Origin of the sequence: Parasphingopyxis sp. (assembly GCF_052168295.1) — a bacterium.
Taxonomy (GTDB): domain Bacteria; phylum Pseudomonadota; class Alphaproteobacteria; order Sphingomonadales; family Sphingomonadaceae; genus Parasphingopyxis.
Window position 1 is genome coordinate 1 of the sequence record NZ_JBQLZN010000037.1, and the last position, 24,704, is coordinate 24,704.

The 24,704-nt window shown below is 63.8% G+C and carries 27 protein-coding genes; 12 read left to right on the forward strand and 15 right to left on the reverse strand.

The window, feature by feature from the left end; translation table 11 throughout:
* The coding region (locus ACTS1Z_RS06300; protein WP_442623598.1) for a nucleoside deaminase at positions 1 to 263 on the forward strand (263 nt) is incomplete at its 5' end.
* A gap of 187 nt (positions 264 to 450) precedes the next feature.
* Here ACTS1Z_RS06300 and ACTS1Z_RS06305 read toward each other — a convergent pair.
* On the reverse strand, positions 451 to 1,146 hold the full coding sequence (locus ACTS1Z_RS06305) for an OmpA family protein (RefSeq protein ID WP_442623599.1): 696 nt from the start codon (positions 1,144 to 1,146) through the stop codon (positions 451 to 453).
* 139 nt (positions 1,147 to 1,285) lie between these two features.
* On the opposite strand from ACTS1Z_RS06305, the gene ACTS1Z_RS06310 reads away from it, so the two are divergent.
* Both ACTS1Z_RS06310 and ACTS1Z_RS06315 read left to right on the forward strand, forming a co-directional pair.
* Positions 1,286 to 2,614, forward strand: a complete 1,329-nt coding sequence (locus ACTS1Z_RS06310) for a hemolysin family protein (protein ID WP_442623600.1) — start codon at positions 1,286 to 1,288, stop codon at positions 2,612 to 2,614.
* A gap of 51 nt (positions 2,615 to 2,665) precedes the next feature.
* A complete protein-coding gene (locus ACTS1Z_RS06315) occupies positions 2,666 to 2,827 on the forward strand; it encodes a hypothetical protein (protein ID WP_442623601.1) in 162 nt (53 codons plus the stop codon).
* A gap of 9 nt (positions 2,828 to 2,836) precedes the next feature.
* Here ACTS1Z_RS06315 and rpoN read toward each other — a convergent pair whose 3' ends face one another.
* From rpoN to ACTS1Z_RS06340, 5 genes are all read right to left on the reverse strand, one after another.
* Entirely contained in the window at positions 2,837 to 4,327 is a 1,491-nt protein-coding gene (rpoN, locus tag ACTS1Z_RS06320; protein WP_442623602.1) for an RNA polymerase factor sigma-54, read from the reverse strand.
* A gap of 9 nt (positions 4,328 to 4,336) precedes the next feature.
* The gene (lptB, locus tag ACTS1Z_RS06325) at positions 4,337 to 5,116 is read right to left on the reverse strand and encodes an LPS export ABC transporter ATP-binding protein (RefSeq protein WP_442623603.1); all 780 of its coding nucleotides are present in this window, start codon (positions 5,114 to 5,116) and stop codon (positions 4,337 to 4,339) included.
* A gap of 95 nt (positions 5,117 to 5,211) precedes the next feature.
* Positions 5,212 to 5,760 (reverse strand): LptA/OstA family protein, encoded by a 549-nt coding sequence (locus tag ACTS1Z_RS06330; RefSeq protein ID WP_442623604.1) that lies wholly within the window; start codon positions 5,758 to 5,760, stop codon positions 5,212 to 5,214.
* 5 nt (positions 5,761 to 5,765) lie between these two features.
* Positions 5,766 to 6,404: an LPS export ABC transporter periplasmic protein LptC gene (locus ACTS1Z_RS06335; protein WP_442623605.1), complete on the reverse strand. Its 639-nt coding sequence runs from the start codon at positions 6,402 to 6,404 to the stop codon at positions 5,766 to 5,768.
* Entirely contained in the window at positions 6,397 to 7,014 is a 618-nt protein-coding gene (locus tag ACTS1Z_RS06340; RefSeq protein ID WP_442623606.1) for a ribonuclease D, read from the reverse strand. Before ACTS1Z_RS06340 ends, ACTS1Z_RS06335 begins: the two co-directional genes overlap by 8 nt.
* 110 nt (positions 7,015 to 7,124) lie before the next feature.
* Between ACTS1Z_RS06340 and ACTS1Z_RS06345 the strand changes: the two genes are divergently transcribed.
* Both ACTS1Z_RS06345 and ACTS1Z_RS06350 read left to right on the forward strand, forming a co-directional pair.
* Positions 7,125 to 7,637: a DUF4870 family protein gene (locus ACTS1Z_RS06345; protein WP_442623607.1), complete on the forward strand. Its 513-nt coding sequence runs from the start codon at positions 7,125 to 7,127 to the stop codon at positions 7,635 to 7,637.
* Between the two features lie 136 nt (positions 7,638 to 7,773).
* Positions 7,774 to 8,454, forward strand: coding sequence for a cold-shock protein (locus tag ACTS1Z_RS06350; protein ID WP_442623608.1), 681 nt, complete (start codon positions 7,774 to 7,776; stop codon positions 8,452 to 8,454).
* Positions 8,455 to 8,556: 102 nt separating this feature from the next.
* Here ACTS1Z_RS06350 and ACTS1Z_RS06355 read toward each other — a convergent pair whose 3' ends face one another.
* The 7 genes from ACTS1Z_RS06355 to ACTS1Z_RS06385 all read right to left on the reverse strand — a co-directional run bounded on the left by ACTS1Z_RS06355 (position 8,557) and on the right by ACTS1Z_RS06385 (position 17,132).
* Positions 8,557 to 12,099, reverse strand: coding sequence for an autotransporter domain-containing protein (locus tag ACTS1Z_RS06355; protein WP_442623609.1), 3,543 nt, complete (start codon positions 12,097 to 12,099; stop codon positions 8,557 to 8,559).
* 261 nt (positions 12,100 to 12,360) lie between these two features.
* Complete coding sequence (locus tag ACTS1Z_RS06360; protein ID WP_442623610.1) at positions 12,361 to 13,167, reverse strand: hypothetical protein; 807 nt, start codon at positions 13,165 to 13,167, stop codon at positions 12,361 to 12,363.
* A 213-nt stretch (positions 13,168 to 13,380) separates the two neighbouring features.
* Positions 13,381 to 14,964, reverse strand: coding sequence for a cisplatin damage response ATP-dependent DNA ligase (locus ACTS1Z_RS06365; RefSeq protein WP_442623611.1), 1,584 nt, complete (start codon positions 14,962 to 14,964; stop codon positions 13,381 to 13,383).
* A gap of 45 nt (positions 14,965 to 15,009) precedes the next feature.
* Positions 15,010 to 15,507 (reverse strand): DUF6265 family protein, encoded by a 498-nt coding sequence (locus tag ACTS1Z_RS06370; RefSeq protein ID WP_442623612.1) that lies wholly within the window; start codon positions 15,505 to 15,507, stop codon positions 15,010 to 15,012.
* Between the two features lie 108 nt (positions 15,508 to 15,615).
* Positions 15,616 to 16,107: a Dps family protein gene (locus tag ACTS1Z_RS06375; RefSeq protein ID WP_442623613.1), complete on the reverse strand. Its 492-nt coding sequence runs from the start codon at positions 16,105 to 16,107 to the stop codon at positions 15,616 to 15,618.
* A 120-nt stretch (positions 16,108 to 16,227) separates the two neighbouring features.
* Positions 16,228 to 16,794, reverse strand: coding sequence for a TMEM165/GDT1 family protein (locus ACTS1Z_RS06380; protein WP_442623614.1), 567 nt, complete (start codon positions 16,792 to 16,794; stop codon positions 16,228 to 16,230).
* Between the two features lie 11 nt (positions 16,795 to 16,805).
* Entirely contained in the window at positions 16,806 to 17,132 is a 327-nt protein-coding gene (locus ACTS1Z_RS06385; protein WP_442623615.1) for a hypothetical protein, read from the reverse strand.
* A 187-nt stretch (positions 17,133 to 17,319) separates the two neighbouring features.
* Between ACTS1Z_RS06385 and rpmG the strand changes: the two genes are divergently transcribed.
* Positions 17,320 to 17,487, forward strand: a complete 168-nt coding sequence (gene rpmG, locus ACTS1Z_RS06390; protein WP_442623616.1) for a 50S ribosomal protein L33 — start codon at positions 17,320 to 17,322, stop codon at positions 17,485 to 17,487.
* 30 nt (positions 17,488 to 17,517) lie between these two features.
* Here the strand turns inward: rpmG and ACTS1Z_RS06395 are convergent, their stop codons facing one another.
* Positions 17,518 to 17,880 carry a response regulator gene (locus ACTS1Z_RS06395; RefSeq protein WP_442623617.1) on the reverse strand — a complete coding sequence of 121 codons (363 nt, stop codon included), beginning with the start codon at positions 17,878 to 17,880 and terminating at the stop codon, positions 17,518 to 17,520.
* A gap of 39 nt (positions 17,881 to 17,919) precedes the next feature.
* On the opposite strand from ACTS1Z_RS06395, the gene ACTS1Z_RS06400 reads away from it, so the two are divergent.
* From ACTS1Z_RS06400 to ACTS1Z_RS06425, 6 genes are all read left to right on the forward strand, one after another.
* Entirely contained in the window at positions 17,920 to 18,195 is a 276-nt protein-coding gene (locus ACTS1Z_RS06400; RefSeq protein WP_442623618.1) for a DUF3572 family protein, read from the forward strand.
* Positions 18,192 to 18,815: an HAD family hydrolase gene (locus tag ACTS1Z_RS06405; RefSeq protein WP_442623619.1), complete on the forward strand. Its 624-nt coding sequence runs from the start codon at positions 18,192 to 18,194 to the stop codon at positions 18,813 to 18,815. The genes ACTS1Z_RS06400 and ACTS1Z_RS06405 overlap by 4 nt, the downstream gene beginning before the upstream one ends.
* On the forward strand, positions 18,812 to 19,282 hold the full coding sequence (locus ACTS1Z_RS06410) for a RidA family protein (protein ID WP_442623620.1): 471 nt from the start codon (positions 18,812 to 18,814) through the stop codon (positions 19,280 to 19,282). Before ACTS1Z_RS06405 ends, ACTS1Z_RS06410 begins: the two co-directional genes overlap by 4 nt.
* On the forward strand, positions 19,275 to 19,994 hold the full coding sequence (locus ACTS1Z_RS06415) for a glycerophosphodiester phosphodiesterase family protein (protein WP_442623621.1): 720 nt from the start codon (positions 19,275 to 19,277) through the stop codon (positions 19,992 to 19,994). The genes ACTS1Z_RS06410 and ACTS1Z_RS06415 overlap by 8 nt, the downstream gene beginning before the upstream one ends.
* Positions 19,991 to 21,139: a GNAT family N-acetyltransferase gene (locus tag ACTS1Z_RS06420; RefSeq protein WP_442623622.1), complete on the forward strand. Its 1,149-nt coding sequence runs from the start codon at positions 19,991 to 19,993 to the stop codon at positions 21,137 to 21,139. Before ACTS1Z_RS06415 ends, ACTS1Z_RS06420 begins: the two co-directional genes overlap by 4 nt.
* A 90-nt stretch (positions 21,140 to 21,229) precedes the next feature.
* Entirely contained in the window at positions 21,230 to 23,281 is a 2,052-nt protein-coding gene (locus ACTS1Z_RS06425) for a prolyl oligopeptidase family serine peptidase (RefSeq protein WP_442623623.1), read from the forward strand.
* 15 nt (positions 23,282 to 23,296) lie between these two features.
* On the opposite strand, the gene ACTS1Z_RS06430 is transcribed toward ACTS1Z_RS06425, so the two are convergent.
* A complete protein-coding gene (locus ACTS1Z_RS06430) occupies positions 23,297 to 24,628 on the reverse strand; it encodes a cystathionine gamma-synthase family protein (protein ID WP_442623624.1) in 1,332 nt (443 codons plus the stop codon).
* Positions 24,629 to 24,704 lie beyond the last annotated feature (76 nt).

Genomic DNA, 24,704 nt, shown 5'->3' on the forward strand with positions numbered 1-24,704 from the left:
TCGGGGCGCGCGGGACCGGGCGCCTCGACGGATGCGATTTGTGGGTCACACTGGAGCCCTGCGCGATGTGCGCGGGCGCAATCGCCCATGCGCGTATCGACCGGCTTTATTATGGCGCGTCCGATCCCAAGGGCGGGGCGGTCGAGCATGGCCCGCGCTTTTTCGGACAACCGACTTGCCACCATCGTCCGGAAATTTTCGCTGGTATCGGTGAGGACCGGGCGGCGGCGCTGCTGACCGAGTTTTTCACCGAGCGGCGTTAGGGTTCTTTGTCAGAAACTTTCTGGCGAAAGTTCGCGGCACCCGCCCACTCCCCCTCCCGACCTCCCAAGAGTGTATCCTGATTGGGAGGTCGGGAGGGGGAGTGGGCCGGTGCCGCGCCTGAGCGAAGCGAAGGTCTGACAAACAGCGTCGGGTGCCGCGCTCGAACGGCACGTCTAGTCTGACAAATCAGTCTCCGACGGCGTTCACATCCTGCTGGGTGATCGGCACGATCCGGATCTCGACGCGGCGATTCTGCTGCTTGCCCGCTGCCGTCGCATTGCTGGCGATGGGCTGGCTTTCGCCGAACCCTTCGGTGGCGATGCGCGCGCGGTTGACGCCACGGCTCGCTAGATAGCTGGCGACGGACTGTGCCCGCCGGTTCGACAAATCGAGATTATAGGCGTCCGACCCGTCCGAATCGGTATGGCCGTACACATCGATATAGGTTTCCGGATAGCTGGCGAGGGTCTGCGAGATCTCGTCAAGCGTTGCCCGGAATTGCGGGCGAATCTGGCTCGAATCGACGTCGAATTCGGCCACCGAACCCGGCATCTGCAGGTAGAGATTGTCGCCTTCGCGAATCACATTGGTGCCGGTGCCCGCAGTCGCTTCTTCCAGCTCGCGTTGTTGGCGGTCCATATAGGTGCCGATCGCGATGCCCGCGACCGCGCCGAGGCCCGCGCCGACGATGCGTTCGGTCCGGTCGCGGCGTCCGCCGACGAGATCGCCGATCAGATAGCCGCCGACCGCGCCTGCGACGCCGCCGATGGCGGCGCGCGAAATGCGCTGTTCGCCCGTTTGCGGGTTGGTCGTGCAGGCGGCTGTCGTGCCGAGCACAGCGATGGCCGCGGTTCCCGCCAATAGCCCCTTGGAAAGTCTCATTGTCGTCCTCCTCATTTCCCATGCGATACGGCATCAACCCCCGCATTGACGCGCTTGTTCCCTGTCGATCGTGAACAGAAGCTGATCGCATGCTTGTCCCGCTTGCGAAAAGCGGGCAATGAGCGGGAGCGGTCCCATCATGCCACCCGACCTATCTCCCTTTCCCTGGTTCGATCTGTGCATCATCCTCGCGCTGGTGTTCCTGAACGGCGTGTTCGCGATGTCCGAGCTCGCCATCGTCTCCTCGCGCCGGGCGCGGTTGCAGGCGCTGGCGAAGGATGGTCGGCCGGGTGCGCAGACGGCCATCGATCTGGCGGCTGAGCCGGGCCGGTTCTTGTCGACCGTCCAGATCGGCATCACCCTGATCGGTATCCTCGCCGGCGCCTATTCGGGCGCGAGCCTTGGCGGGCCGGTGGGCGAGAGACTGGCCTATATCGGCGTCGAACCGTCGCTCGCCGAAACGCTCGGCTTCGCGCTCGTCATCATCCTCACCACCTATGCGTCGCTCGTGATCGGCGAACTGGTGCCCAAGCAGCTCGCGCTGCGCAATCCGGAGCGCATCGCCGTCGTCATCGCGATACCGATGCGCTCGCTCGCGACGCTTACCGCGCCGCTCGTCTGGCTGCTCGATCGCACGAGCGCGCTGATCTTCCGCCTGCTCCGGATGAGCCGCAAGTCCCAGTCGCGCGTGACAGCCGAAGAGCTGCACATGCTGGTTGCCGAAGCGACCAAGTCTGGCGTTATCGAGGAAAGCGAGCGGGCGATCATCTCCGGCGTGGTCCGGCTCGCCGACCGGCCGGTGCGCGAGGTGATGACGCCGCGCACGGAAGTCGACTGGATCGAGGCCTCGTCCAGCCCCAATGAAATTCGAGAGGCGTTGCTTGCCACGCCGCACACACGCCTGCCGGTCGCCGAAGGGTCGATCGACGAGATTATCGGGGTCGTGCAGGCGCGCGATATCGTCTCCGCGCTGTTCGAGGGCCGCTCGCTCGATCTGCGCGAACTGATGCGCCAGGCGCCGATCGTCCCCGATCAGGTCGATGCGATGGATGCGCTGGAGGAATTGCGCGAATCCGATGTGCCCATGGCGCTCGTGCATGACGAATATGGGCATTTCGAGGGGATCATGACGCCGCTCGACCTGATGATCGCGATCGCGGGCGAGTTCGTATCCGACCAGGAGGTCGGCACCGATCCCGCCTATGTCGAGCGCGCGGACGGCAGCTGGCTGTTCTCCGGATCGCTTTCGGCCGACAATATGGCCGAAAAACTGGAAATCGACCTGCCGGAAGACCGCGATTATGCGACCGTCGCCGGCTTCGCCCTGTCGGTCCTGAAACGATTGCCGACGACGGGCGAAATCTTTCAGACGGACGGCTGGCGCTTCGAGGTCGTCGACATGGACGGACGCAAGATCGACAAGCTGCTCGCCCAGAGCGTGGATACGGACCCGGACGAGCATTCTTGAAACCTGCGGCCCGATGTATTATGTGCGTAATACAGTAGGTGGAGAATAAACGTGTTGCGGATCATTCTGTCCATCGTCGCCGCGATCATCCTGATCGTCGTGGCCGTCGCCATCGTCCGTTCCGTCGTGTCGATGGTGCTGTACGGGCTGGCATTGCTGCTGATCGGCTATGTCGTCTGGTATTTTCTGAGCGGCGCCAAACGATCCGGCTGACGCGCGAATTTACGCCGCGCGGTTGGCGAGCTTCTTCTGACGCCGGCGTTCGACCGACGAACCGATACCCATCGCCTCGCGATATTTGGCGACCGTGCGCCGGGCGATATCGAACCCCTGTTCCTTGAGCAGCGCGACGAGCTTGTCGTCGGAGAGGATCTTGTCCTCATTCTCGATCAGCGTGCGGATATGGCTCTTCACGGCTTCCGATGATGCCGCTTCGCCGTCCGTGCCGGTGCTGATCCCGCTCGTGAAGAAATATTTGAGTTCGAACAGCCCACGCTCGCACGAGAGATACTTGTTGGACGTCGCGCGGCTGACGGTCGATTCATGCATGTCGATCGCCTCGGCGATTTCGCGCAATGTCAGCGGCTTGAGATGGGTCACGCCCTTGCGGAAGAAATCCGCCTGGCGTTTGACGAGTTCGCCGGCGACCTTGATGATCGTGCGCGCGCGCTGATCGAGCGCCTTGGTCAGCCAGTTCGCGTTCGCGAGGCACTCGTTGAGCCATGCGCGGCTTTCCTCGTCGTCGCCGGCTTCGGACAGTTCGTGATAATAGCTGCGGTTGACGATCAGCTTGGGCAGCGTCGCATTGTTTAGTTCGATCGCCCAGCCCTTCTTGCGCTCCGCCACGAAAATGTCGGGCACGACCGCCTGAACCGGCTCGCCGCCGAACTGGCAGCCGGGCTTGGGATCGTAATTGCGCAGCTCGGCGATCATTTCGGCCATATCCTCGTCGTCCACCCGGCACATCCGCTTGAGTCGCCCGAGCTCGCCGCGCGCGACGAGATCGAGATTGTCGATCAGCTTCGCCATGCAAGGGTCGTAACGATCGGCCTCCCGCGCCTGGATCGCCAGGCATTCGGAGAGGTCGCGCGCGGCGACGCCTGTCGGTTCGAATGTCTGGATCGTTTCGAGCACGTCCTCCAGCATCGCGACCGGTACACCGAGCTGATGCGACAGGCGCAGCAGATCGGCGCGCAGATAACCGGTTTCGTCGATCCGCTCGATAAGCTGGCCGGCGATCATTTGCTCCTGCCCGGATAGCGCGCTGCCGGCCTGGGCCAAAAGATGATCGTGCAGCGAAACCTCGTCCGCGGCGAGCAGATCGAGATCGGGCCCGTCTTCGCCGCCCGCATGGCCGGCGATGCCGCCCATGCCGAGCGCGCCGTCCATGCCGGCATCCGAACCCGTGTCGTCCGATAGCGCGCTCTCCTCGATGTCGAGCCGCGCCTCGTCGTCGGCCCCGCCGTTTTGCAGCAGGCTGTCCGCGGTGGCCGGGTCTGGCGTGTCCTCGAAACCGTCGCCTTCGCTCGGCGCCGCCGCCTCGCGGCTTTCCTCGCTCGCGGTTTCGAGCAGCGGGTTCTTCTCCAGCTCCTCGGCGATAAAGCCTTCGATTTCGAGGTTGGACAGCGCCAGCAGCTTGATCGCCTGCTGGAGCTGCGGCGTCATCACCAGAGACTGGCTCTGCCGAAGGTCGAGGCGTGGTCCTAGTGCCATCCCGGCACCCTAACGCTGGAACCCTTCGCCGAGGTAAAGCCGCCGTACCTCGTCATTGGCCACCAGATCGTCCGGTGTGCCGGAAAACAGCACCTTGCCGTCATAGATGATGCAGGCCTGATCGACGATCCCGAGCGTTTCGCGGACATTATGGTCGGTGATCAGCACGCCAATATTCCGGTTCTTGAGGTCGGCCACGAGATCGCGAATATCGGCGATGGAGATCGGGTCGATGCCGGCAAAGGGCTCGTCGAGCAGCATGATCGAGGGGTTCGCGGCCAGCGCTCGGGCGATCTCGCAGCGTCGCCTTTCGCCGCCCGACAGCGCCATGGCCGACGAATCGCGCAAATGGCCGATCGAAAACTCCTCGAGCAACTGTTCGAGCCGTTCCGCGCGGGCTGCGGGATCGGGCTCGCTCATTTCGAGCACCGCAGAGATATTTTTTTCGACGCTCAGCCCCCGGAAGATCGACGTTTCCTGCGGCAGATAACCGAGGCCGAGGATCGCGCGGCGATACATGGGCAGGCCCGTGATATCCGCGCCATCGAGCATGATCCGCCCCGAATCCGGCCGGACGAGACCCATGATCGAATAGAAGCAGGTCGTCTTGCCCGCGCCATTGGGGCCGAGCAGGCCGAGGACATGACCGCGCCCGATATGCAGGGAAACGTCCGACAGGACCTGCTTCTTGTCATAGGATTTGGCGATCGAGATGACCGACAGGCCTTCGGTCTCCGAATCGAGCCCCTCCGGCGCCGCGGGCGGTTCTATGATCTCCGCTTTGTTCATCGTTTCGCTATCTGGCATTATCCATGCATGTTGGAAAGCGGGGCGGCAGTTTCAACAGGTTTTTCCCGGAAATCCGGCCCGTCGGCCGGGCGGCATCAATTGCCGCGCTGGGGAACCGTGAAGCGGCCGGTCACACGGCCGCTTGGCGTTCCTTCCGTGACAATGCCGTCTGCGCCCTGCGAGCGTCCGTCGATTACGGCGCGGCCGCTGTTCAGATCGATCACGAGCCGCCCGCCGCGAATGACATTGCCGTTCTGGTTGAGCTCAACTCCGCCCACCAGCGTGATCAGCCGGCGATTGAGATCGTAGACGCCGAACTGGCCGCGCGCCGTCTCGCTGGGGCTGCGCACCACCACGCCACCGCTCGCATCGAGCCGCTGTACTTCGACGCCGCCGGTAACGCTGCCCGTATAGGCGACGGTGATCCGCGCGGCGTCGAGCGAAAGATTGCCCTGGCGGACCTGGACGTTGCCGGAAAAGATCGCCCGATCGGCCCGGTCCTGCACTTCGATCCGGTCGGCCGCGACATCGACCGGCGCATTCGTGTTCATGCCGCTCAACGCCGACTGGCTGGACGCCGGCACGGCTGCGAGCATCGCCAGGGCGAATCCGGTGATGAGCGGGGCGAGGAAGGGTTTGGCCATGGCCGCTATCTGCCCGCCCCTTGCACGATCCGCAAGCGTGCGCGGCCGTCGAGAAATACCGTCCGGCTCGGCAGGTCGACGCGCATACGCTCGGCGCTGAACGCGCCGAGCGGGATTTCGCCGTCGACTTCTCCGGCGCTGCGCATCTCGCGTTCGCTGAGCTCGACCAGCACATTGCTCGTGCGCAGCCGGTATCCGTCCGCGGCGCGGAATTCGAGCGGCCCGTCGATCGTGACGATTTCCTCCTCCAGATCGTACAGGCCGTGATTGGCGACGATGAAGGCGAGGCCGTCCTCCAGCTCGAGTTGCGCGGACATATCGTCGAGCTCGACGATCGGCGTCGCCGAGCTGCGCTGCAGGGCCGAGGCGGCATTCAGTTCGAACGGGCGCCCCACGCCGTCTATGCCGCTGTAGCGGGCGGCCTCCACGCGCAGCCTTTCATTGGCGACTTCCACCGTATCGCGCGACAGGAGGAAGCTTAGCTCGTTGCTCTTCTGGAGCGGTGCCATCGCCAGGAACGCCGCGAGTATGCCCACGGCGCTCGGCAGTATGAACTGCAGATATTTGACGATCCTGTCGTGCCGGCCGCCCGGCGCGGCCCAATCCTGCCGCCGATCGCGTTGTTCGCGGGCTGCCTCAGACATGCGCGAAAATGTCGATCTCGGGCCAGCCGGCGAGATCGAGGCGGGCGCGATGGGGCAGGAAATCGAAACAGGCCTGGGCGAGATGCATGCGGCCCTCGCGCTTCAGCCGGGTATCGAGTTCGTCCTTCAGCCGGTGCAGGAAACGGACGTCGGAGGCGGCATAGTCCTTCTGCGCGTCGCTCAGATCGGGCGCCCCCCAGTCGGACGATTGCTGCTGCTTCGATATTTCCGCGCCGAGCAGCTCGCGGCACAATTCCTTCAGGCCATGCCGGTCCGTATAGGTGCGCACCAGCCGCGATGCGATCTTCGTGCAATAGACGGGGGCGGCCACGACATCGAGATAATGCTCGATTGCCGCGAGATCGAACCGGGCGAAATGATAGAGTTTCAGCCGCTCCGGATCGCCGAGCAGCGCCTTCAAGACGGGCGCCGCATAATCGCTGTCCGGCGCGAAGCGCACCAGATGCTCGTCCCCGTCGCCGTCCGAAAGCTGCACCAGGCACAGCCGGTCGCGCGGCGTCTGCAAGCCCATCGTCTCGGTGTCTACGGCGATCGCGCCCGGGCCGATGGCGTCGGCGGGCAGGTCTTCTTCGTGGAAATATACGGTCATGCCTGCGCACATAGGCGCAAAGCGGCGGCCGCTCAATGGTTCGGCGCATTGCCTTGACGGCGATGACCGGGCAGAAACGGGAGCGATTTGGCGCAGAACGGGTGACAAGGATGAACGACGATCGCGAACGGGGCAGCAAGCTCGAAGTAGAGGCACCCAATACGTCGCGGCCGCCACGCCAGGACCGCGAGACCGTGCGCCTGAAAACCGGCGAAGAACGCAGCGACGATGCGCCAGAGCCGCCGCGCGAGACGTCCACGGGCGCCGCCCGCGGAGCGGCCGCATCCGATACCAATCGCCCGGTCATCATCTCGGCATTGTACCTGTCGAGCGTCGTGCTTGGCCTGACGGGGCTCGTCGCCTTCATTCTTGCGCTGGTCTGGAAGTCCGAGCCGGGCGAGCCGTGGGAGGCTTCGCATTATGATTATCATATCATGACTTTCCTGCTCTGGGCCGGGACGACGCTGTTCGCCGTGATCCTGATCTTTACGATAATCGGCGCGCTGCTCGGTTTCCCGCTCCTGCTCCTCGCACTGGTCTGGCTGCTGATCCGTTCGATCATGTCGCTGATCCGGGCGTTGAACAGGGAGCCGATGCCCAATCCGGGCACCTGGCTGGCGTAAATCGCTCGCGAAACAGGCTGATTTCGGCTATACCGAATCGCGGCACGGCTGAATCGTGCCATGAAGTTGGCGCGCATCGCCCTGCGCGAGCTCCTTCGATTTAGAGCTTTGGGCGAACAGGAAGACCTTAGGACAAATGAGTTTCGACAGGGACCGGCGGGGACGCCGGCGGGATAAGCGCGACAGTTTCGGCGACGAAAACTACCAGGGCTATAACGAACAACCGGGCGGGTTTGGCGGTTTCCGCGAATCCGGCGGCTATGAAGATCGCGGCGGCGGCGGTGGTGGCGGTGGCTATCGCGGCGGCGGTGGCGACCGGATGCCGGCCCAGGTCGTCGGCGAAGGCAAGGGCGTCGTCAAATTCTTCAACGCGCAAAAAGGATTCGGCTTCATCGTCCGCGACGATGGCGGCGACGATGTCTTCGTGCATATCAGCGCGGTCGAGCGCGCCGGACTGACCGGCCTCGCCGAAGGCCAGCCGCTGAGTTTCAATCTCGTCGACCGCAACGGCAAGGTTTCGGCCAGCGATCTCGTGATCGACGGCGAGCCGCTGCCGGTTCCCGATCGGCAGGATCGCGGACCGCAGCGCCAGCTTACCGGCGAGAAGGCGAGCGGCACCGTGAAGTTCTTCAACACGATGAAGGGCTTCGGCTTCATCCAGCGCGACGACGGCCAGCCCGACGCGTTCGTGCATATCAGCGCCGTGGAACGTGCCGGTATGCCGACGCTCAACGAAGGCGACCGGCTCGATTTCGAACTGGAGGTCGACCGGCGCGGCAAGCATGCCGCTGTCAATCTCGTGCCGAAGCACGACTAGCGACCAAGCGATAGCGGGGTTCGCGGCAACGCGGATCGCGCATGAAAAAGGGCTCCGGCAGATTGTCTGCCGGAGCCCTTTTCTTTAGCTGGGGCGCCTTTCCTAGAAGCGGAAGGTCGCCGTCGCGCGGTACGTCTGGTTGCGCACATCATTGCGCCAGATCGTGCTGTCGACCGCAAAGTCGATGTCGAAGTTGTCGGTCACGAACTGCAGACCGCCGCTGACTTCCACCCAGTTGCTGTCCTGCGCCACGCCGAGGGCGAACGGGGCAAAGGCGCCGCCGCTGCCGCCGACGAAGTTGGCGAGGAAGACAGCCGGCGTGTCCGCGAAATCGTGGACATAGGTGGCATTGAAGCGCGGGCGGAACGAACCCGTGTTGGCCGTCACGTCGATGCCCAGGCGGCCCTGCAGGCTGTCGAGCGTCGCGCCGCGGCGGAACTGCATGGCCGGTCCACCGCCCGTTTCGGACGAGTTGCCGAAGCCCAGATAGCCGTAGCGCAGGGCCGCGTTCGGCGTGAACTGGATCGCACCCGACTGGAATTCCTTGCCGAGCATGACCTCAGCCGAAACCGCCAGTGCATCTTCGTCAAGCTGCAGGTTGAACGTGTTCGGCCCGACTGCGACAGTGCGCCGCGTCTGGTTGTCGAACACACCGGCGCTCGCCTGGCCCGAGAGAACCAGTCCGTTGGACATTTCCCAGGAGCCGTACAGCGTGCCCTGCCACAGCTTGCCATCGGCCGTCTGGCCGGCCGACGCATCGGCATCCAGATCGGAGAAGGAGAGCGAGTAACCGATCAGCACATTGTGGCTCGCCATATGCTCGATACCGGCGGCAAGGAAATAGCCGTCGAAATTGTCGCGGCCCGTTGCGATCGCCGCAGGCATGGCCCGCGAGCTGCCGTCGATAAAGCCGCCGGCGAGGTAGATGGCCATGGTTTCGTCGAGACCGCCATGTTCGCTCATCGAGCCTTCATGGTTGTCCATCGCGACCTGGCTCTGCCACGGCGCGCCGAGATTGCCGGCTGCCGCGACCTGGATCGGCTGGCCGATCGAGGCGATCGTGCCGCCCTGGAAACCGCCCGAGCGCGCGGCCCGGATGCGATCCCGGTAGAAGCGCGACATGCTCTCCGTCGCGGCCATGCCAAGCGCGGTCCGCGTCGTTTCGGTGAGCGGAGCGAGCCCTTCGAGCGTCGACTGGATCGTCGCGGCATCGGCGAAATCGAGGAAACCGTAGATTTCGGGGAACCCGCCGGCCCGGCTGCGATTGTCGTCGAGGATCGACGCATAGGAAGTCTGCACCGCTGACGCCGGATCCACGACGCTCGCATAGGTGCCGATGTCGATCGTTACCTGTGCGCTGTTCGCGGTGTAGCTGAACACCGGCTGCAGGATGGCACTGAGCGTACCGTCGTTGAACGTGCCCGTAACGCCGCCAGCTGCGGTCAGGAAGGTGTAGGTCGTATCTTCGGTGAAGATCGAACCCGGCACCGCACCAAAGGCCACGTTTCCGCCGAGATTGGCGGCGCCGGTAACGGCGACGACATCCGAAGCCGGTGCCGTGCTGAGATCGATCATCAGGACCGAGCCCGATGCGAGGATCAGATTACCGTCAACCGTCAGCGTGCCGATCGTGCCCATCGTACCCGGTGCGATGCCGCCCGCGACGTTGGTCAGGAACGGCGTCTGCACGGTGCCGGTGCCGGAAAGTACGCCGGTAACCATCAGGAAGTCGCCGAGCGTATTCAGCGATCCGTCGACATTGATCATGCCACCCGTCTGGGTGATGTCGATCAGCGAGGTCAGATCCCCTCCGGTCGCGACATTCAGGCCGGCAGCGCCGGTGACCGTCAGGCGGTCGATCGTGACAGCGCTGCTGAGCGTCGTCGTGCCGGCCCGGCTCAGCGTGACGTCGAAATAGCGGCCGTTGATGCCCGCGGCGACATCGTCATTGATGTTATCGGGCACGAAACCGGTTGCGCCCGGAAGGCCGTTGTCGAGCGTCGGCGCCGGGTTCGGCGTGTCGGCAAACTCGGGTCCGCCGCCATTGATACCCTGCGGCTGCTCCTCAGCCATCTCCGCGCCGTCGCCATCATGCGGCTGGTTCTCGACCAGGTCGACGCCATTGTGCGGTGCTTCGATGGCGAATTCGACGCCGTTCTGCGACTGATGCTCGGCGCCCATGATCATACCGGCGCGGGTGCCCGGCGCGCTTGCCGATGCTTCCGTACCGGCCGCCGGAGCCGCATTCGCAGCGACAGCCTCGCCTTCGTCGCCCGAATCCGGGCTGACATTCGGGTTCAGCAGATCGTCGACATTGGCCGTGCCGATGCCAGAAACGACCGTACCACCGGTTTCGCGGGCTGGCGGTGTCGGATCGCCGCTTTCGAGATCCTGGCAACCATCGCCCGGGTTGGCGCCTTCGGGGTCGAAACAGACTTCGCCGAAATCGGGCGAACCGCCTTCCGGCCCAAGACCCGGCGTGCTCGGCAGGCCGTTAACGACCGCACCCGTGTCGTCTATGATCCGGTAGATCGGATCGAGCTCGGTGACCCAGTGGCTGGCGTCTTCCCAGTTGCCGTCGCCCTCGACCGCGCTGACATAGCGATACGGGTTCGTTGCGACGATATAATCCCAATAGAGATAGAGCGGCTGATAGAAGCTTTCCGTGCCATAGCTCGAAAAGACCTGCGGGCCGAAGAACCGGCTGCCGCCGGAGAGAACGCCGATCTGGAGATCTTCGTCGGACAGATCGTTGTTCGCTGCGTCGAGGATCAGCGGACCGCCGGAGTCGCCGCCGGCCGTCGTCGCTTCGCGCTCGCGCGGTTCGTCCTTGTAGAGGTTGAAGTCGAACGGATTGGTCTTGTTCGGATCGTCGAAATCGAGGCGATACAGGCTCTGCGGCAGATCGCCGAACGGATTGCCGAACAGGAACTGGTTACGCTCGTCGAACGAGGTCAGCGCGCCGAGCATGTTCTCGGCCGCGCGGCGGCGCCAGTCGATGCCCTGCGAAGCGCCGGTCGTGCCGCTGCCCGAGCGGCCATAGCCGGTGATATTCACATGATAGCCCGTGCCATCGACTGGATCGATGCTGTCCGGCGTCGGAAGCGGCGAGAAGAGCAGCGCCCAGGTCGGAATGATCGATTGAAGGGTCTGCGTTGCCGGATCGAGTTCCGTACCGACCGGCATGGCGAGGCTGGCAAGCGCGATATCGGCTTCGAGGAAGCCGAAGGCGTTCGGATCGTCCAGCGAGCGCGGATCGTACGAGATCCGTGCGATGTCGTAGACGCCAAGCTCGTTGCTCGAACGGAAGCCGTTGTTGATCCAATCGATGAAGCCGGGCAGCGCATCATCGTCGAACGAGAAGGCCGAGCGGATGATCGTTCCGTAATCGCTTTCCGGGCGGTCGTTCACGCAGTGCGCGGCGAAGAGCACCGTACGCGGATTGATCAGCGTACCCGAGCACACGAACCCGTCATTGCGGAAGAACATGCCGACGCCGTTAAAGCCGGTGTCGTCGATAATTTCATCCGGCGTGAAATTGTCATTGGGAACGATCGCCTGGGCTGGCGTAGCGAGCGCGAGCGCCATCGCACCACAGGCGGTGCTCGTCGCGAGTGAGAGAAAACGATTGGATTTTACCGACATTGTCGATGCCCCTTTTTGGAAGTCACGGAATAGTAAACTCTGGTTGCTTTTCTGACGCTCGCGCCGGGATTCAGCAAGTTTTTTCCGCGGACCTTCGGAAGCCTCTGGAATCAGAGCTTTTCGCCGTTTGGCCACCGGCTTCCATGCGGCGAACTGATGCATTTTTGCATCAGTCGGTGGGTGTCCAAGCGCCTGCAAACAAAAGAAAAGCCCGGCGGCCGATGGCCGGCGCCGAGCTCTTCCGATTAGGAATAATTAACCTTATTCTACAGTCAGCGAATAGGTGCCCGTGGCACCGCCGCCGAGTGTCGTCGCGCGGATCATCAGCGTGCCCGATTGCTGGAAGGTAACCGTCAGCCGGGAGTCGAGCCCCAGCGACTCTTCCCCGTCGCCCGCCGCGCCGTCATCATTGCTTTCCGACACGGCAAAGCCGAGCGGCGTCATCCCACCGACTTCAAGGAACGCGTCGAAGTCGCCGGACCGCAGCGTGATCGTGCGGGTATCGCCCGCGCGGCCGCGCAGTTCGTAGAGCGCGTAATGCCGGCCCTCCACACCATAGCTGTCCGACACATAGGTCGGGCTGTCCATGGTCAGCACGCCATCGGCCGTGCTGCCCGGGCGGATGCGGATCGGGTCGGGCGGCGGCGGGGGCGGCGGCAGCTCGGTGACTTCGATCGTATAGTTGCCGATCGAGTCCGGACCGAATGTCCGGGCGCGCACGACATAGGTGCCGCTTTGCGGGAAGGTGAAGATGAGCCGCGAGTTCAGCCCTTCGCCGCCATCGTCATCGACGAACATCTGCATGAACTGATCGCCTTCCATCTGGCCGAGTTCGAGCAGCGTATCGAAATCGTCGGACTGCATCGCGATCGCGATCCTGTCGCCAGCCTCGCCGGTGACCGTGTAGCTGTCGAGATAATAGTCGTTGGTCGTCACGCGTTCGCTTTCGCGCGTCAGCTCGCCCTGGGCAGGGCCGCCGGGCGTTAATGGCGTCTGGGCGTTGGCGCTCGCGGGCAGCGCGACGAGAAGCGCGGCGGCAAGGGCGTATCTGGAAAACTGGGTCGGCATTGAAATTCTCCCTGTCGATGGAGCCGCTCGGCTCCGCCTCATTATGTACGACCCGTCACCCCTATCGACGAACCGTTCTGTATCAGCGATGAACGGTGTATGTCGCAATGCGGATCGCCTCGATCGGCACCGCCACCATGGCGGCAATCCGGCTGATAGTCACTCGCTCCTCGACCATTGTGATCGAGATCATAGATGCGGCAATCCCGTCGCCTAGTCGATCATGTTTTTCAGCGTCGCGATCGTATCTGCCTCGTGCGCGGGTTTGTCGCGGCGCAGGCGGGAGATGCGGGGGAAGCGCATGGCGAGACCCGATTTGTGGCGTTTGGAGGCGTGGATGGAATCGAACGCGACCTCTACGACGAGCGTTTTTTCGACCTCGCGTACGGGACCGAACCGGTTGACCGTGTTAGTGCGCACGAAACGGTCGAGCCATTTGAGTTCATCGTCGGAAAAGCCGGAATAGGCCTTGCCAACCGGGTGCAGTTCGCCGTCCGCCGTCCAGCAGCCGAAGGTATAGTCGGAATAGAAACTCGATCGCTTGCCCGAGCCGCGCTGGGCATACATGATGACGCAATCGGCGATCAGCGGATCCCGCTTCCACTTGTACCAGAGCCCGGTCTTGCGGCCCGCCAGATAGGCGCTGTCGCGGCGTTTCAGCATCACGCCCTCGATTGCGGCATCGCGTGCGCCGTCGCGCAGTGCCGCCAGCGCCTCGAAATCGTCCGCGTCGATCGTCGACGACAAATCGAAGCGGTCGTCGGGCAGGCGCGGTACAAACGCCTCAAGCCGCTGCCGCCGTTCCGTCCAGGTGAGATCGCGCAGATCTTCGCTGCCGTCGAACAGGATATCGTAGAGCCGGACAAAGGCCGGATAGTCGGCCTGCATCTTCGCCGACACGTTTTTGCGCCCTAATCGCTGCTGCAACGCGTTGAAGCTCGCCGCGCCGCCCTCGGCACCCCCTTGTGCATCGCCGCGCACGAGCAATTCGCCGTCGAGCGCGCCCGCTTCGCGAAACGCCTGGGCGATATCAGGAAAGCTGTGCGAGATATCGTCGCCCGTCCGGCTGAACAGCCGGGTTTCCCCTGCGACATGGACGAGCTGAATGCGAATGCCGTCCCATTTCCATTCGGCGGCGAACTCATCCATCGACACTTGCGTCTCGCCGAGCGGGTGCGCGAGCATGAAGGGCCGGAACACCGGAATGTCCTCGATCGATGGCTGTTCGCCGCCATCCGCCCAGGCGAACAGTTCGGGATAGGGCGGTTTCAGCCCGTGCCACACTTCTTCGACCGCTTCGACGTCGAGATCGAAGGCCTGGGCGAAGGCCGTCTTGGCGAGCCGGGCCGAGACGCCGACGCGGAGCCCCCCCATCGCCAGTTTCAGGAGCGCGTAGCGGCCGGGCGGATCGAGCCGGTCGAGCATGTCGGCGAGCGCCGCCGGTGCATCGGCGCGGCCCAATGCGAGCAGCCGCTCGATGACGGCTGCAAGCCCCAGATCCGCAGTGTCGCCGTCTGCCAGTTCGCGCGTCGGCCAGATCAGCGAAACCGTCTCTGCCGTGTCGCCCACATAGTCCCGGCTCATCCTGAAGAGCACCGGATCGACGCGTTCGCTGACGATGGCGTTCACCGCCGCGCGCTTGACGCCGGGTATGTCGATGGCGCCGGTCAGGGCGGCGAGTGCCCAGCCCCGGTCCGGATCGGGCGTGGATTGCAGATAATCGCCGATCAGCCGCAACTTTGCATTGCGCGAGCGCGTATAGACGAGCCGGTCGAGAAGCTGGGCGAAACGGCGCATGACCAGTCATATAGGAGCGGCCGGCCGCGATCCGCTAGGGCAGGGCTATTCGATCCGGGTCAGCGCGAAGGTTTCGACGCGGGTTTCGTCGCCGCTGCGTAGCCGCAGATAGATGTTCAGCCCGTCTTCGCCGGCGCGTTCATAGGTGAGCCCCGAAAAATAGGCGGTCTCGCCCTCGATCGCGACGAGCGGGAATTCGACCGCCGATTCCGCGCTATTATCCTCCCAGCCGGACAGATCCCGATTGAAATGTTTGAGCCGCAGGACGAGCGATCCCTCGCGCTCCACGAACTGCAGGATCTCGTAGAATTGCAGTTCGCCGTCGCTGGTCTGGTGGAAGATGCCCGCCATCTGGCCGTTGACCGCGGGCAACCACGCCTCATGGCTCTCGCCGCCAAGCCCCGTGCCCTGCCAGCGTCCCTCGAGCCAGGCGATCTGGTCCAGCGTGGCGGGCGGCGACGTGCCGTCGCCGAGCGTGCGTACATTCTCGGCCAGCAGCGGCGACGGCAGCAAGAGCGCCATCAGGACGATAAGCTTTTTCATAGACCGAGCCTCCCCTCGGTCTTCTTTTTATACTAGAGGCGCCATTTGGGCAATGAAAAAGGGGCCGGCCCCACGGACCAGCCCCTTTGGCACCGTATAAACCGGTAATTACGCGTTGCGGCCGGCCTCGAAGAGGAACCAGGCGCGTTCTTCGGCCTGATCCGTCCAGTCGTCGAGCAGTCCGTCCGTCGCATTGTCGCCGGCGGCTTCGGCCGCTTCCTTCGCTTCGCGCAGCGATTCGACGAGCTTCAGATTGTCTTCGCGCAGCTCGCTCAGCATGTCGGCCGGGCTCACATAGTCTTCGTCATTATCCTTGATCGTCTGATGACGCGCGATGTCGCCGATCGAGCGCAGCGTCGTGCCGCCCGTCTTGCGTACGCGCTCGGCGATGTCGTCGGTCGTGGCAAGGATCGCCGCCGCCTGTTCGTCGAGCATCAGGTGATAGTCGCGAAAATGCGGGCCCGAGACGTGCCAGTGAAAATTCTTGGTCTTCAGATACAGCGCGTAGCTGTCTGCCAGAATGCCGTTAAGCGCCTGGGCGACGTCTTTCAGCTGGTTGTCGTTCAGATCGGTCGGTGTGGCGAGATTGGCTTCACCCATGATAAATGCCTCCTGTTATGCGTTCTTACTATTCGTCGTCTTCAACGCACATATAGACATTTGGGTCCCGGAAAACCGTGTCCTTTGGGGCAAAATCTCCCGGTCGCTGTGATCGACTATCTAAATCAATGAAAGCGCATTGATCGCAAGTATCGATGAAATAAACAGGAACAGGCCGCCGATGGACCGTCGAATGAGTGTCAGCGGCACCCGATCGCGCAATGCCGTGCCGAGCAGGATTGCCGGCGCGATGCCGATCAGCACGCCGAGCGTCGCGCCCGTTGCCGTGAACGGCCAGCTGGCCGACGTCGCGCCGAACCCGGCGGTGATGAACTGCGTCTTGTCGCCGAACTCGGCGGCGAGAAAGGCGAAAAAGCTCGTGAAGACCGCGCCGATGTTCCAATAACCGTCAACGTCGGGATCGGCGAAGGGCAGGAAGGCGGCGACCCCGGCGAAGAGGAAGCCGAGCGCGAGAAACAGCTGGATCGCGTCGGGCGTGATGATCGTCGTCAGCAGCGACCCGCCGAACGCCGCGAGGCTCATATGGGCGATAACCGCCGCGCCGATGCCGAGGAATACGAGAAGGGGCCGCGGAAAGCGCGCGGCAAGGAGCATCGCCAATATCTGGGTCTTGTCCCCCCATTCGGCGAGCGCCGCGGCCATCAGGGGGAGGAAGAGATCGTCCATCGCGGGCCGGGCTAACCGGTCAGGCGCACCGATATCGCGGCGAGCATGGCGTCGCGCGCCTCGTCGCCATCGGCATCGACGCATCCGGTGGCGAGCTTGAGCTGATCGAAATAGAGGCCGAAGGCCGTGGCGTCGCGATTGCGGGCGATGGACCGTTCAAAGGCGTGCGCGATGCCTTCCAGTGCGACGAGGCCGTGCGCGGTCGCTTTTGCGCGGATTTCATCAATCGCTTCGTGGAGTGCGGGCATCGTCATCGAACGGCAATTCTGTTCAAGCTGCTCGATCTGCGTGTAGAGGTCCGCGCCGACCGGCATGTTAGCGTCTTCGTGAAGCTGCATCGTCCTCGCTCCTTGCTGTCGCGATACCGTTGTGCGCCCTTATGGTTAGCAAAGCGTTAATCGGCGGCGGGCAGCTGCACCGGGTTGACAATCGGGCTCCGGGAGGGCAGATGGCCGCGCTTCGGGCAGGCGATGACGACTGTGTCCTTCGCGCCCTTCAAAGCATGTAATCGAAAAGGTTAGGGTCATGGCCAAACCGGCGACCGTGAAAATCAAACTCGTCAGCACCGAAGGTACGGGTTTCTTCTATGTAACGAAGAAGAATCCGCGCAACCTGACGGAAAAGATGGTCATGCGGAAATATGATCCGATCGCGCGCAAGCATGTCGAGTTCAAGGAAGCCAAGATCAAATAGGTTTGCCTTCTTCGCAAACCGTGCCGGCGCTCAGACCAGCGTCTTCACTTCCTCGATAAATTTGACGACCGATATCGGCTTGGAGATGTAGCTCTCCGCGCCCGCTTCGCGAATACGCTCTTCGTCGCCCTTGGCCGCATAGGCGGTGACGGCCATGATCGGGATGGCTTTAAGCCCGGCATCGCTTTTCAATTCGCCGATCAGGTCCAGGCCGCTGACATGCGGCATCTGAATATCCATGATGATGAGGTCCGGCGCTTTCGCCTTCGCCGTCGCCAGCGCCTCGCGCCCGTCGCTCAGCGGTTCGGGCTCATAATCATGCGCGCGCAGCAGATCGCAGAAAAGTTTTCGGTTGAGGTCGTTATCCTCGACAACCAGCACCTTTTTCGCCACGTCCCACCCCGATCCATTGTTCGGGAAAATGTCTAGGCGATGACGAGAAGCGATACAAACGCTGATGGCGATTCCGCCGCGCTGGCGCTGCGCGCGCTCGCCTGGACGCTGAGCGAAGAAGACCGGGCTCAGCGGCTGCTCGCCCTGACCGGGCTTACCGCTGATCATCTGCGGGGCGCACTCGGCGAACCGGCGACGCTCGCGGCCATACTCCGCTTTCTCGAAGCCCATGAGCCCGATCTCCTCGCTTGCGCGGAGGCCATCGGATCGCCACCTGAGACGCTGGTAATGGCCCGAAGGGAATTGGAAACATGAATCGTCCGCTCGTCATCTGCGATTGCGACGAGGTGTTGCTGCACATGGTCAGCCATTTCGGCGACTGGCTGGACGAGGCGCACGATCTCGATTTCGTGCTCGAAGGCGGCAACTTCATCGATGCGGTCCGGCCGCGCGACGGCAGCCCGCCTTTGAAGGGCGAGGAGATCTGGCCGCTCCTGAACGGTTTTTTCGATACGGAGATGCACCGCCAGACGATCGTGCCGGGAGCCAGCGAGGCGCTGGTCTCGATCTCGGAATATGCCGAAGTCGTGATCCTGACGAACCTGCAGGACGAATTTCGCGACGCCCGGGCGCAGCAGCTCCGCCGCTTCGGGATCGAATTCCCCGTCCATACCAATCAGGGCGGCAAGGGCGACAAGGTCGAACAGTTGTTGGCAGACCATGCGCCGTCGGTCGCGCTGTTCGTCGACGATCTCGGCGTGCATCATGAATCGGTCGCGCGCACGGCCCCGCATGTCTGGCGGCTGCATATGATCGCCGAGCCGTCGCTCGCGCCGAACGTGCCGCCCGCCGACCATGCCCATGCGCGCATCGACGACTGGCACGAGGCCCGGCACTGGATTATCGATCGGATCACGGAAGGAGAATCGGCATGAGCGGCACCGTCGAAGCGCGGCTGGCCGAAATCGGCCTGACCCTGCCCAAGCCGGCAGCGCCCGTGGCGGCCTATGTCCCCGCCGTCGAGCAGCACGGCTTCCTGCATATCTCCGGCCAGTTGCCGTTCGACGATGCCGGCGAACTGATGCGCGGCCGGCTTGGCGAGGATCGCGATATCGCATTCGGCCAGATGGCGGCGCGCGCCTGCGCGTCGATGCTGGTCGCCCAGATGAAGGCGGCGCTCGGCGATCTCGACCGCGTCGCGCAGATCGTGAAGCTCGGCGTGTTCGTGAATTCCGATCCCCGTTTCACCGATCAGGCGCAGGTCGCCAATGGCGCGTCGGAACTCATGCAGGAGATTTTCGGCGAACAGGGCCGCCATGCGCGCAGCGCGGTCGGCGTGCCGGTCCTGCCGCTCGGCGTTGCGGTCGAAATCGATGCCATCGTCGCGGTGTCCGATGGCTGATCTCGGCTTTCTCACGCGTACGCCGCATGCCCATCGCGGGCTGCACGGGCCGGACGTGGTGGAGAACAGCCGCGCGGCCTTCGAGGCCGCAATCGCCGCCGGCCATGGCGTCGAAACGGACGTCCAAGTCAGCAAGGACGGCGTCGCGATGGTGTTCCACGATTACGAGCTGGATCGACTGACGCGAAAATCGGGCCCGGTGATCGAGCGCAAGGCGGCAAAGCTGGAAAAGATCAAGTTCAAGGACAGCGACGAGACGATCCCGCGGCTGACCGAGATGCTGGCGCTGATCGACGGCCGCGCGCCGGTGCTGATCGAACTCAAGGCGAAGAACCGCAAGGTGAAGAAATTGTGCCGCTCGGTTGCGGATGCGTTGGCCGATTATGACGGCGAGGCGGCGGTGATGTCGTTCAACCCCGAGGTCGGGCGCTGGTTTGCGCGCAATGCCCCCGACATCGTGCGCGGACTCGTGGTCACCGAGCATGACGAGATCACGCTGGCCGCGCGGCTGAAAGGCGCGATGCAACGGTCGCTCTCGGTGTTTCGCGCCGAGCCGCATTTCCTCGCCTATGACGTCCGCGATCTGCCTTCGGCCTTCGCCGATTCGCTGCGCGAGAAGGGCGTGCCGGTCGTCACCTGGACGGTGCGGACCGAGGGCGAGCGGGCCTGCGCGGCCGAGGGCGCCGACCAGATCATCTACGAGAACCCATGAGCGAGGGCGATCCCGAACCGCTCGTCGCACATATTGCCGATGGCGTCCGGTCGCTGGACGCCGCGCAATGGGATGCCTGCGCGGGCGGCGACAATCCCTTTCTCAGCCACGCCTTCCTGTCGATCCTCGAAGAATCGGGCAGCGTCGCGCCCGGCACCGGCTGGCAGGCACTCCCCGTGTCGATCGCGGGCGCCGATGGAACGCTCGACGCCGTCGCGCCCGCCTATGCCAAGGGCCATAGCCAGGGCGAATATGTGTTCGACCATGCCTGGGCCGATGCCTGGGAGCGGGCGGGCGGGCGCTATTATCCCAAGCTCCAAGTCGCGGTGCCGTTTACGCCGGTGCCGGGGCGCCGGCTGCTGGCCAAGGACACGGGCCGCATCCCGGCGCTGATCGCGGCGCTCGAAACGATTACGCGCGACAATGGCATGTCGTCCGCCCATGCGACGTTCATCGCCGAAGACGAGATCGTCTGGTTCGAAAATGCCGGCTGGCTGATCCGCGAGGGCACGCAGTTTCACTGGGAAAATGACGGCTATGCCGATTTCGACGCTTTTCTCGGCGCGCTCTCCTCGCGCAAGCGCAAGACGATCCGCAAGGAGCGGCGGCGGGCCGTCGAGGGCCTCGAGATCGAACATGTCACCGGCGCCGACCTGACCGAAGACCATTGGGATATATTCTGGGATTTCTACCAGGATACTGGCATGCGCAAATGGGGCCGGCCCTATCTGACGCGCGAATTTTTCTCGCTGCTCGGCGAGCGGATGGGCGACCGGACACTGCTCATTATCGCCCGGCGCGACGGTGCGCCGATTGCCGGGGCGCTCAACCTGATCGGCGCGGATACGCTGTACGGCCGCTATTGGGGCTGTCTCGCGGACGTGCCCTTCCTCCATTTCGAGCTTTGCTATTATCAGGCGATCGACGTCGCGATCGCGCGCGGGCTCAAACGGGTGGAGGCCGGGGCGCAGGGATCGCACAAGATCGCGCGCGGATACCGCCCCGTCAAAACCTGGTCTGCCCATTATTTCCCCGATGCCGGTTTCCGCAACGCTGTCGCCGATTTCCTCGCTGCCGAGCGCCATGCCGTCGAACGCGAGATCGCCTTTCTTGGCGAGATGACGCCGTTCCGAAAGGGCGGTTAGTCGAAGCGGATTGCGGTTTACGGCGTGCGCTATGGTCGGCCGCGCCGCTATATGCTTTACGATCCCGCAAAACGGAAAATGGGGATGCCGATGATCAAGCGACTTTTTGCGGCCATTCTGCTGTTCTTCGCCGCGCCGGCGCTGGCGCTGCAGGATACGGGACCGGAACGCGTGTTCACCGGCGCGGATCTGTTCTCGCTCGAAATCGCGGCAGACCCGCAGATCAGCCCGGACGGGCGCTGGGTCGCCTATGTCCGCCGCTCGGGCGATATCATGACGGACCAGTTCCGGCCGACGATCTGGATGGTCGATACGCGCTCGGGTGACCAGATGCCGATTGCCGCGGGGCCCGGCTCCCATAGCAGCCCGCGCTGGTCGCCGGACGGCAGCCGCCTCGCCTATATCTCGTCGGCCGAAGGCGGCGCGTCTCAACTCTTCGTACGCTGGATGGAAAGCGGCGAGGCCGTGCGGCTTACCGGGCTCGCCAACGCGCCCGGCAGCATCGCCTGGTCGCCGGACGGCAGCCGGATCGCCTATGACATGCTCGTGCCGGGCGAGGCGGAACGGATCGGATCGGCGCCCGATACGCCCGAAGGCGCGGAATGGGCCGAGCCGCTCGAAGTGACGAGCGCGATCCGCTACCGCGCTGACGGTGCCGGCTATCTCCAGCCCGGATACAGCCAGATCTTCGTGATTCCGTCGGACGGCGGCGCAGCGCGGCAATTGAGTTTCGGCGATTTCCATCACGGCGGTCCGCTGTCCTGGACGGCGGATGGCGGGACGATCCTGTTCAGCGGAAACCGTTCTGCCGATTGGGAGCTCGACCCGATCGAGAGCGAAGTCTATGCGCTCGACGTCGCGACGAGCACGATCAGTGCGCTTACCGATCGCGACGGCCCCGATTTCAATCCCACCGTTTCGCCCGACGGCCGCTATATCGCCTGGCTCGGCTTCGACGATCAGCGGCTCGGCTATCACAATACGCTGCTCCATGTAATGAACCGCGATGGATCGAACCGGCGCGTGCTGACCGGATCGCTCGACCGCAGCGTCGATGCGGCGACCTGGTCTGCCGACAGCCGATCCATCTATATCGCCTATGACGATCTTGGCGGCACCAAGGTCGCGCGGGTTTCGCTGTCCGGCGGCATCCGTACGGTCGCCGAGGGGCTAACCGGCGCGACGCTCGACCGTCCCTATTCGGGCGGCGCGTTCAGCGTTTCGGACAATGGCACGCTCGCCATTACGGGCGGCCCGGCGACCCGGCCGGCGGACGTCGTGCTCGTGCGCGGCGGCAATAGCCGGCAATTGACGCGGCTCAACGCAAACCTGCTCGAAACCAAGACGATGGGCGAAGTCCGCCGCGTCGAGACGACCTCTTCGGTCGATGGGCGCAGGATCGAATCCTGGCTGACCCTGCCGCCGACCCATGTCGAGGGACAGCGCCATCCGCTGATTCTTGAAATCCATGGCGGTCCGTTCGCCGCCTATGGCCCGCATTTCTCGACCGACAACCAGCTCTATGCCGCGGCCGGCTATGCTGTGCTGTCGGTCAATCCGCGCGGTTCGACTTCCTATGGCGCGGAATTCGCAAACCTCATCCACCATGCCTATCCGGGCGACGATTATCACGACCTGATGAGCGCCGTGGATGGCGTGATCGCCGATGGCTATGTCGATCCGGACCAGCTGTTCGTGACCGGCGGGTCGGGCGGCGGGGTGCTGACGTCCTGGATCGTCGGCAAAACGAACCGTTTCCGCGCCGCCGCGACGCAGAAGCCCGTGATCAACTGGACGACCCAGGCGCTGGTCTCCGACATTCCGGTCTTCGTGGCGCAATATTGGTTCGGCGCGCTGCCCTGGGAGGATCAGCAATCCTATTGGGCGCGCTCGCCGCTATCGCTGGTCGGCAATGTCGAAACACCGACGCTCGTGCTGGTCGGCGGCGAGGACGAGCGGACCCCGGTCAGCGAGGCCGAGCAATATTATATGGCGCTCCGCATGGAAGGCGTGCCGACCACGCTGATCCGCGTGCCCGGCGCCAGCCATAGCGGCCTCGCCGCCCGCCCGTCGCAAAGCGCGGCCAAGGCCTCGGCGATCCTTGCATGGTTCGAGCGCTATCGGACAGGCGCGGCGGACTAAGCCGCCGAACTCCGTCTAAACCTCCGCCAATGCCTGGGTGAAGTCGGCGATCAGATCGTCTGCATCTTCCACGCCGATCGAGATGCGCACCAGATTTTCGGTGATGCCGAGCGCGGCCTTGCGTTCGTCGGGCACCGAAAGATGCGTCATGGCGGCCGGATGGCTGGCGAGCGTCTCGGTGCCGCCGAGGCTCACCGCAAGCTTTGCGATCTTGAGCGCGTCGAGGAAGCGGAAGCTTTCCTCTTCGCCGCCCTTGATGAAGAGCGAGAAGGTCGATCCCGCGCCCGTGCAGTGGCGGTCGTAGATATCGCGCTGGCTCGATCCCTCTTCGAGGAAACCGAGATAACCGAGCCCTTCGACCTTGGGATGATCGCGCAGGAATTCACAGACCTTTTCCGCATTCTCGCCGGCCCGCGTCATGCGCAATTCGACCGTTTCGAGGCTGCGGAGCAGCATCCAGGCCGTGTTGGGATCGGTGATTGTACCGATCGTGTTGCGCATCGCACGGATCGGATCGAGATGCGCTTTCGAACCCATCACCCCGCCCGCGACGAGATCGCTATGCCCGCCGACATATTTGGTGAGCGAGTAGATGGTGATGTCCGCGCCATGTTTGAGCGGTTGCTGCCAGAGCGGGCCGAGGAAAGTGTTGTCCATCGCGATGGGCGGGCCGTCTTCGCCGAACGCCGCGTCGCGCGCCTCTTTCACCATCTCGATATCGACCAGCGCATTGGTCGGGTTGGCCGGGCTTTCGAGATAGACGATCGCGACTTTGCCGGACCCCGTCGTCATGCCCTTCGCCTTCTCGAGCACGGTGTCGACCTCTTCGCGGCTCGCTCCGGCAGGAAAATCGAGAAAGGTGATGCCGAACCGGCCGAGCACGCGATTGATCAGCGTTTCGGTCGCGGCATAGAGGGGGCCGGAATGCACGACGACATCGCCCTGATGGACATTGGCAAGGAGCACGGTGGCGATGGCCGACATGCCGCTTGAAAAGACCAGCGCTTCCTCGGCTTCTTCCCACACCGAAAGCCGGTCTTCGCAGATCTCTTGGTTCGGGCCGTTGAAGCGCGAATAGACAAGGCCTTCCGCTCCGCCCGGGCGCTTGCCGGTAATCCCTTCGAAATGGCGCTTGCCGGCTGCGGCGTTTTCGAAGGCGAACGTCGAGGTGAGGAAGATGGGCGGTTTGAGCGAACCTTCCGAGAGCGCCGGATCGAAGCCATGGCCCATCATCAAAGTGGCGGGTTTCAGCTTGCGGTTGCCGATCTTCTCGATTTCGGGCTTGGGCTTGCGGCGCGGAGTCGTGCCGGTCAGGTCTTTCGGATTGCTATCGGGTCCGTCGGTCATGCGGAGTGGCCTTCCAGTTTACGCTCCCAGGAAGGCAGGAGCTCGATTTGGGGCGGTCGGGGCCCCGGGCGCCTAA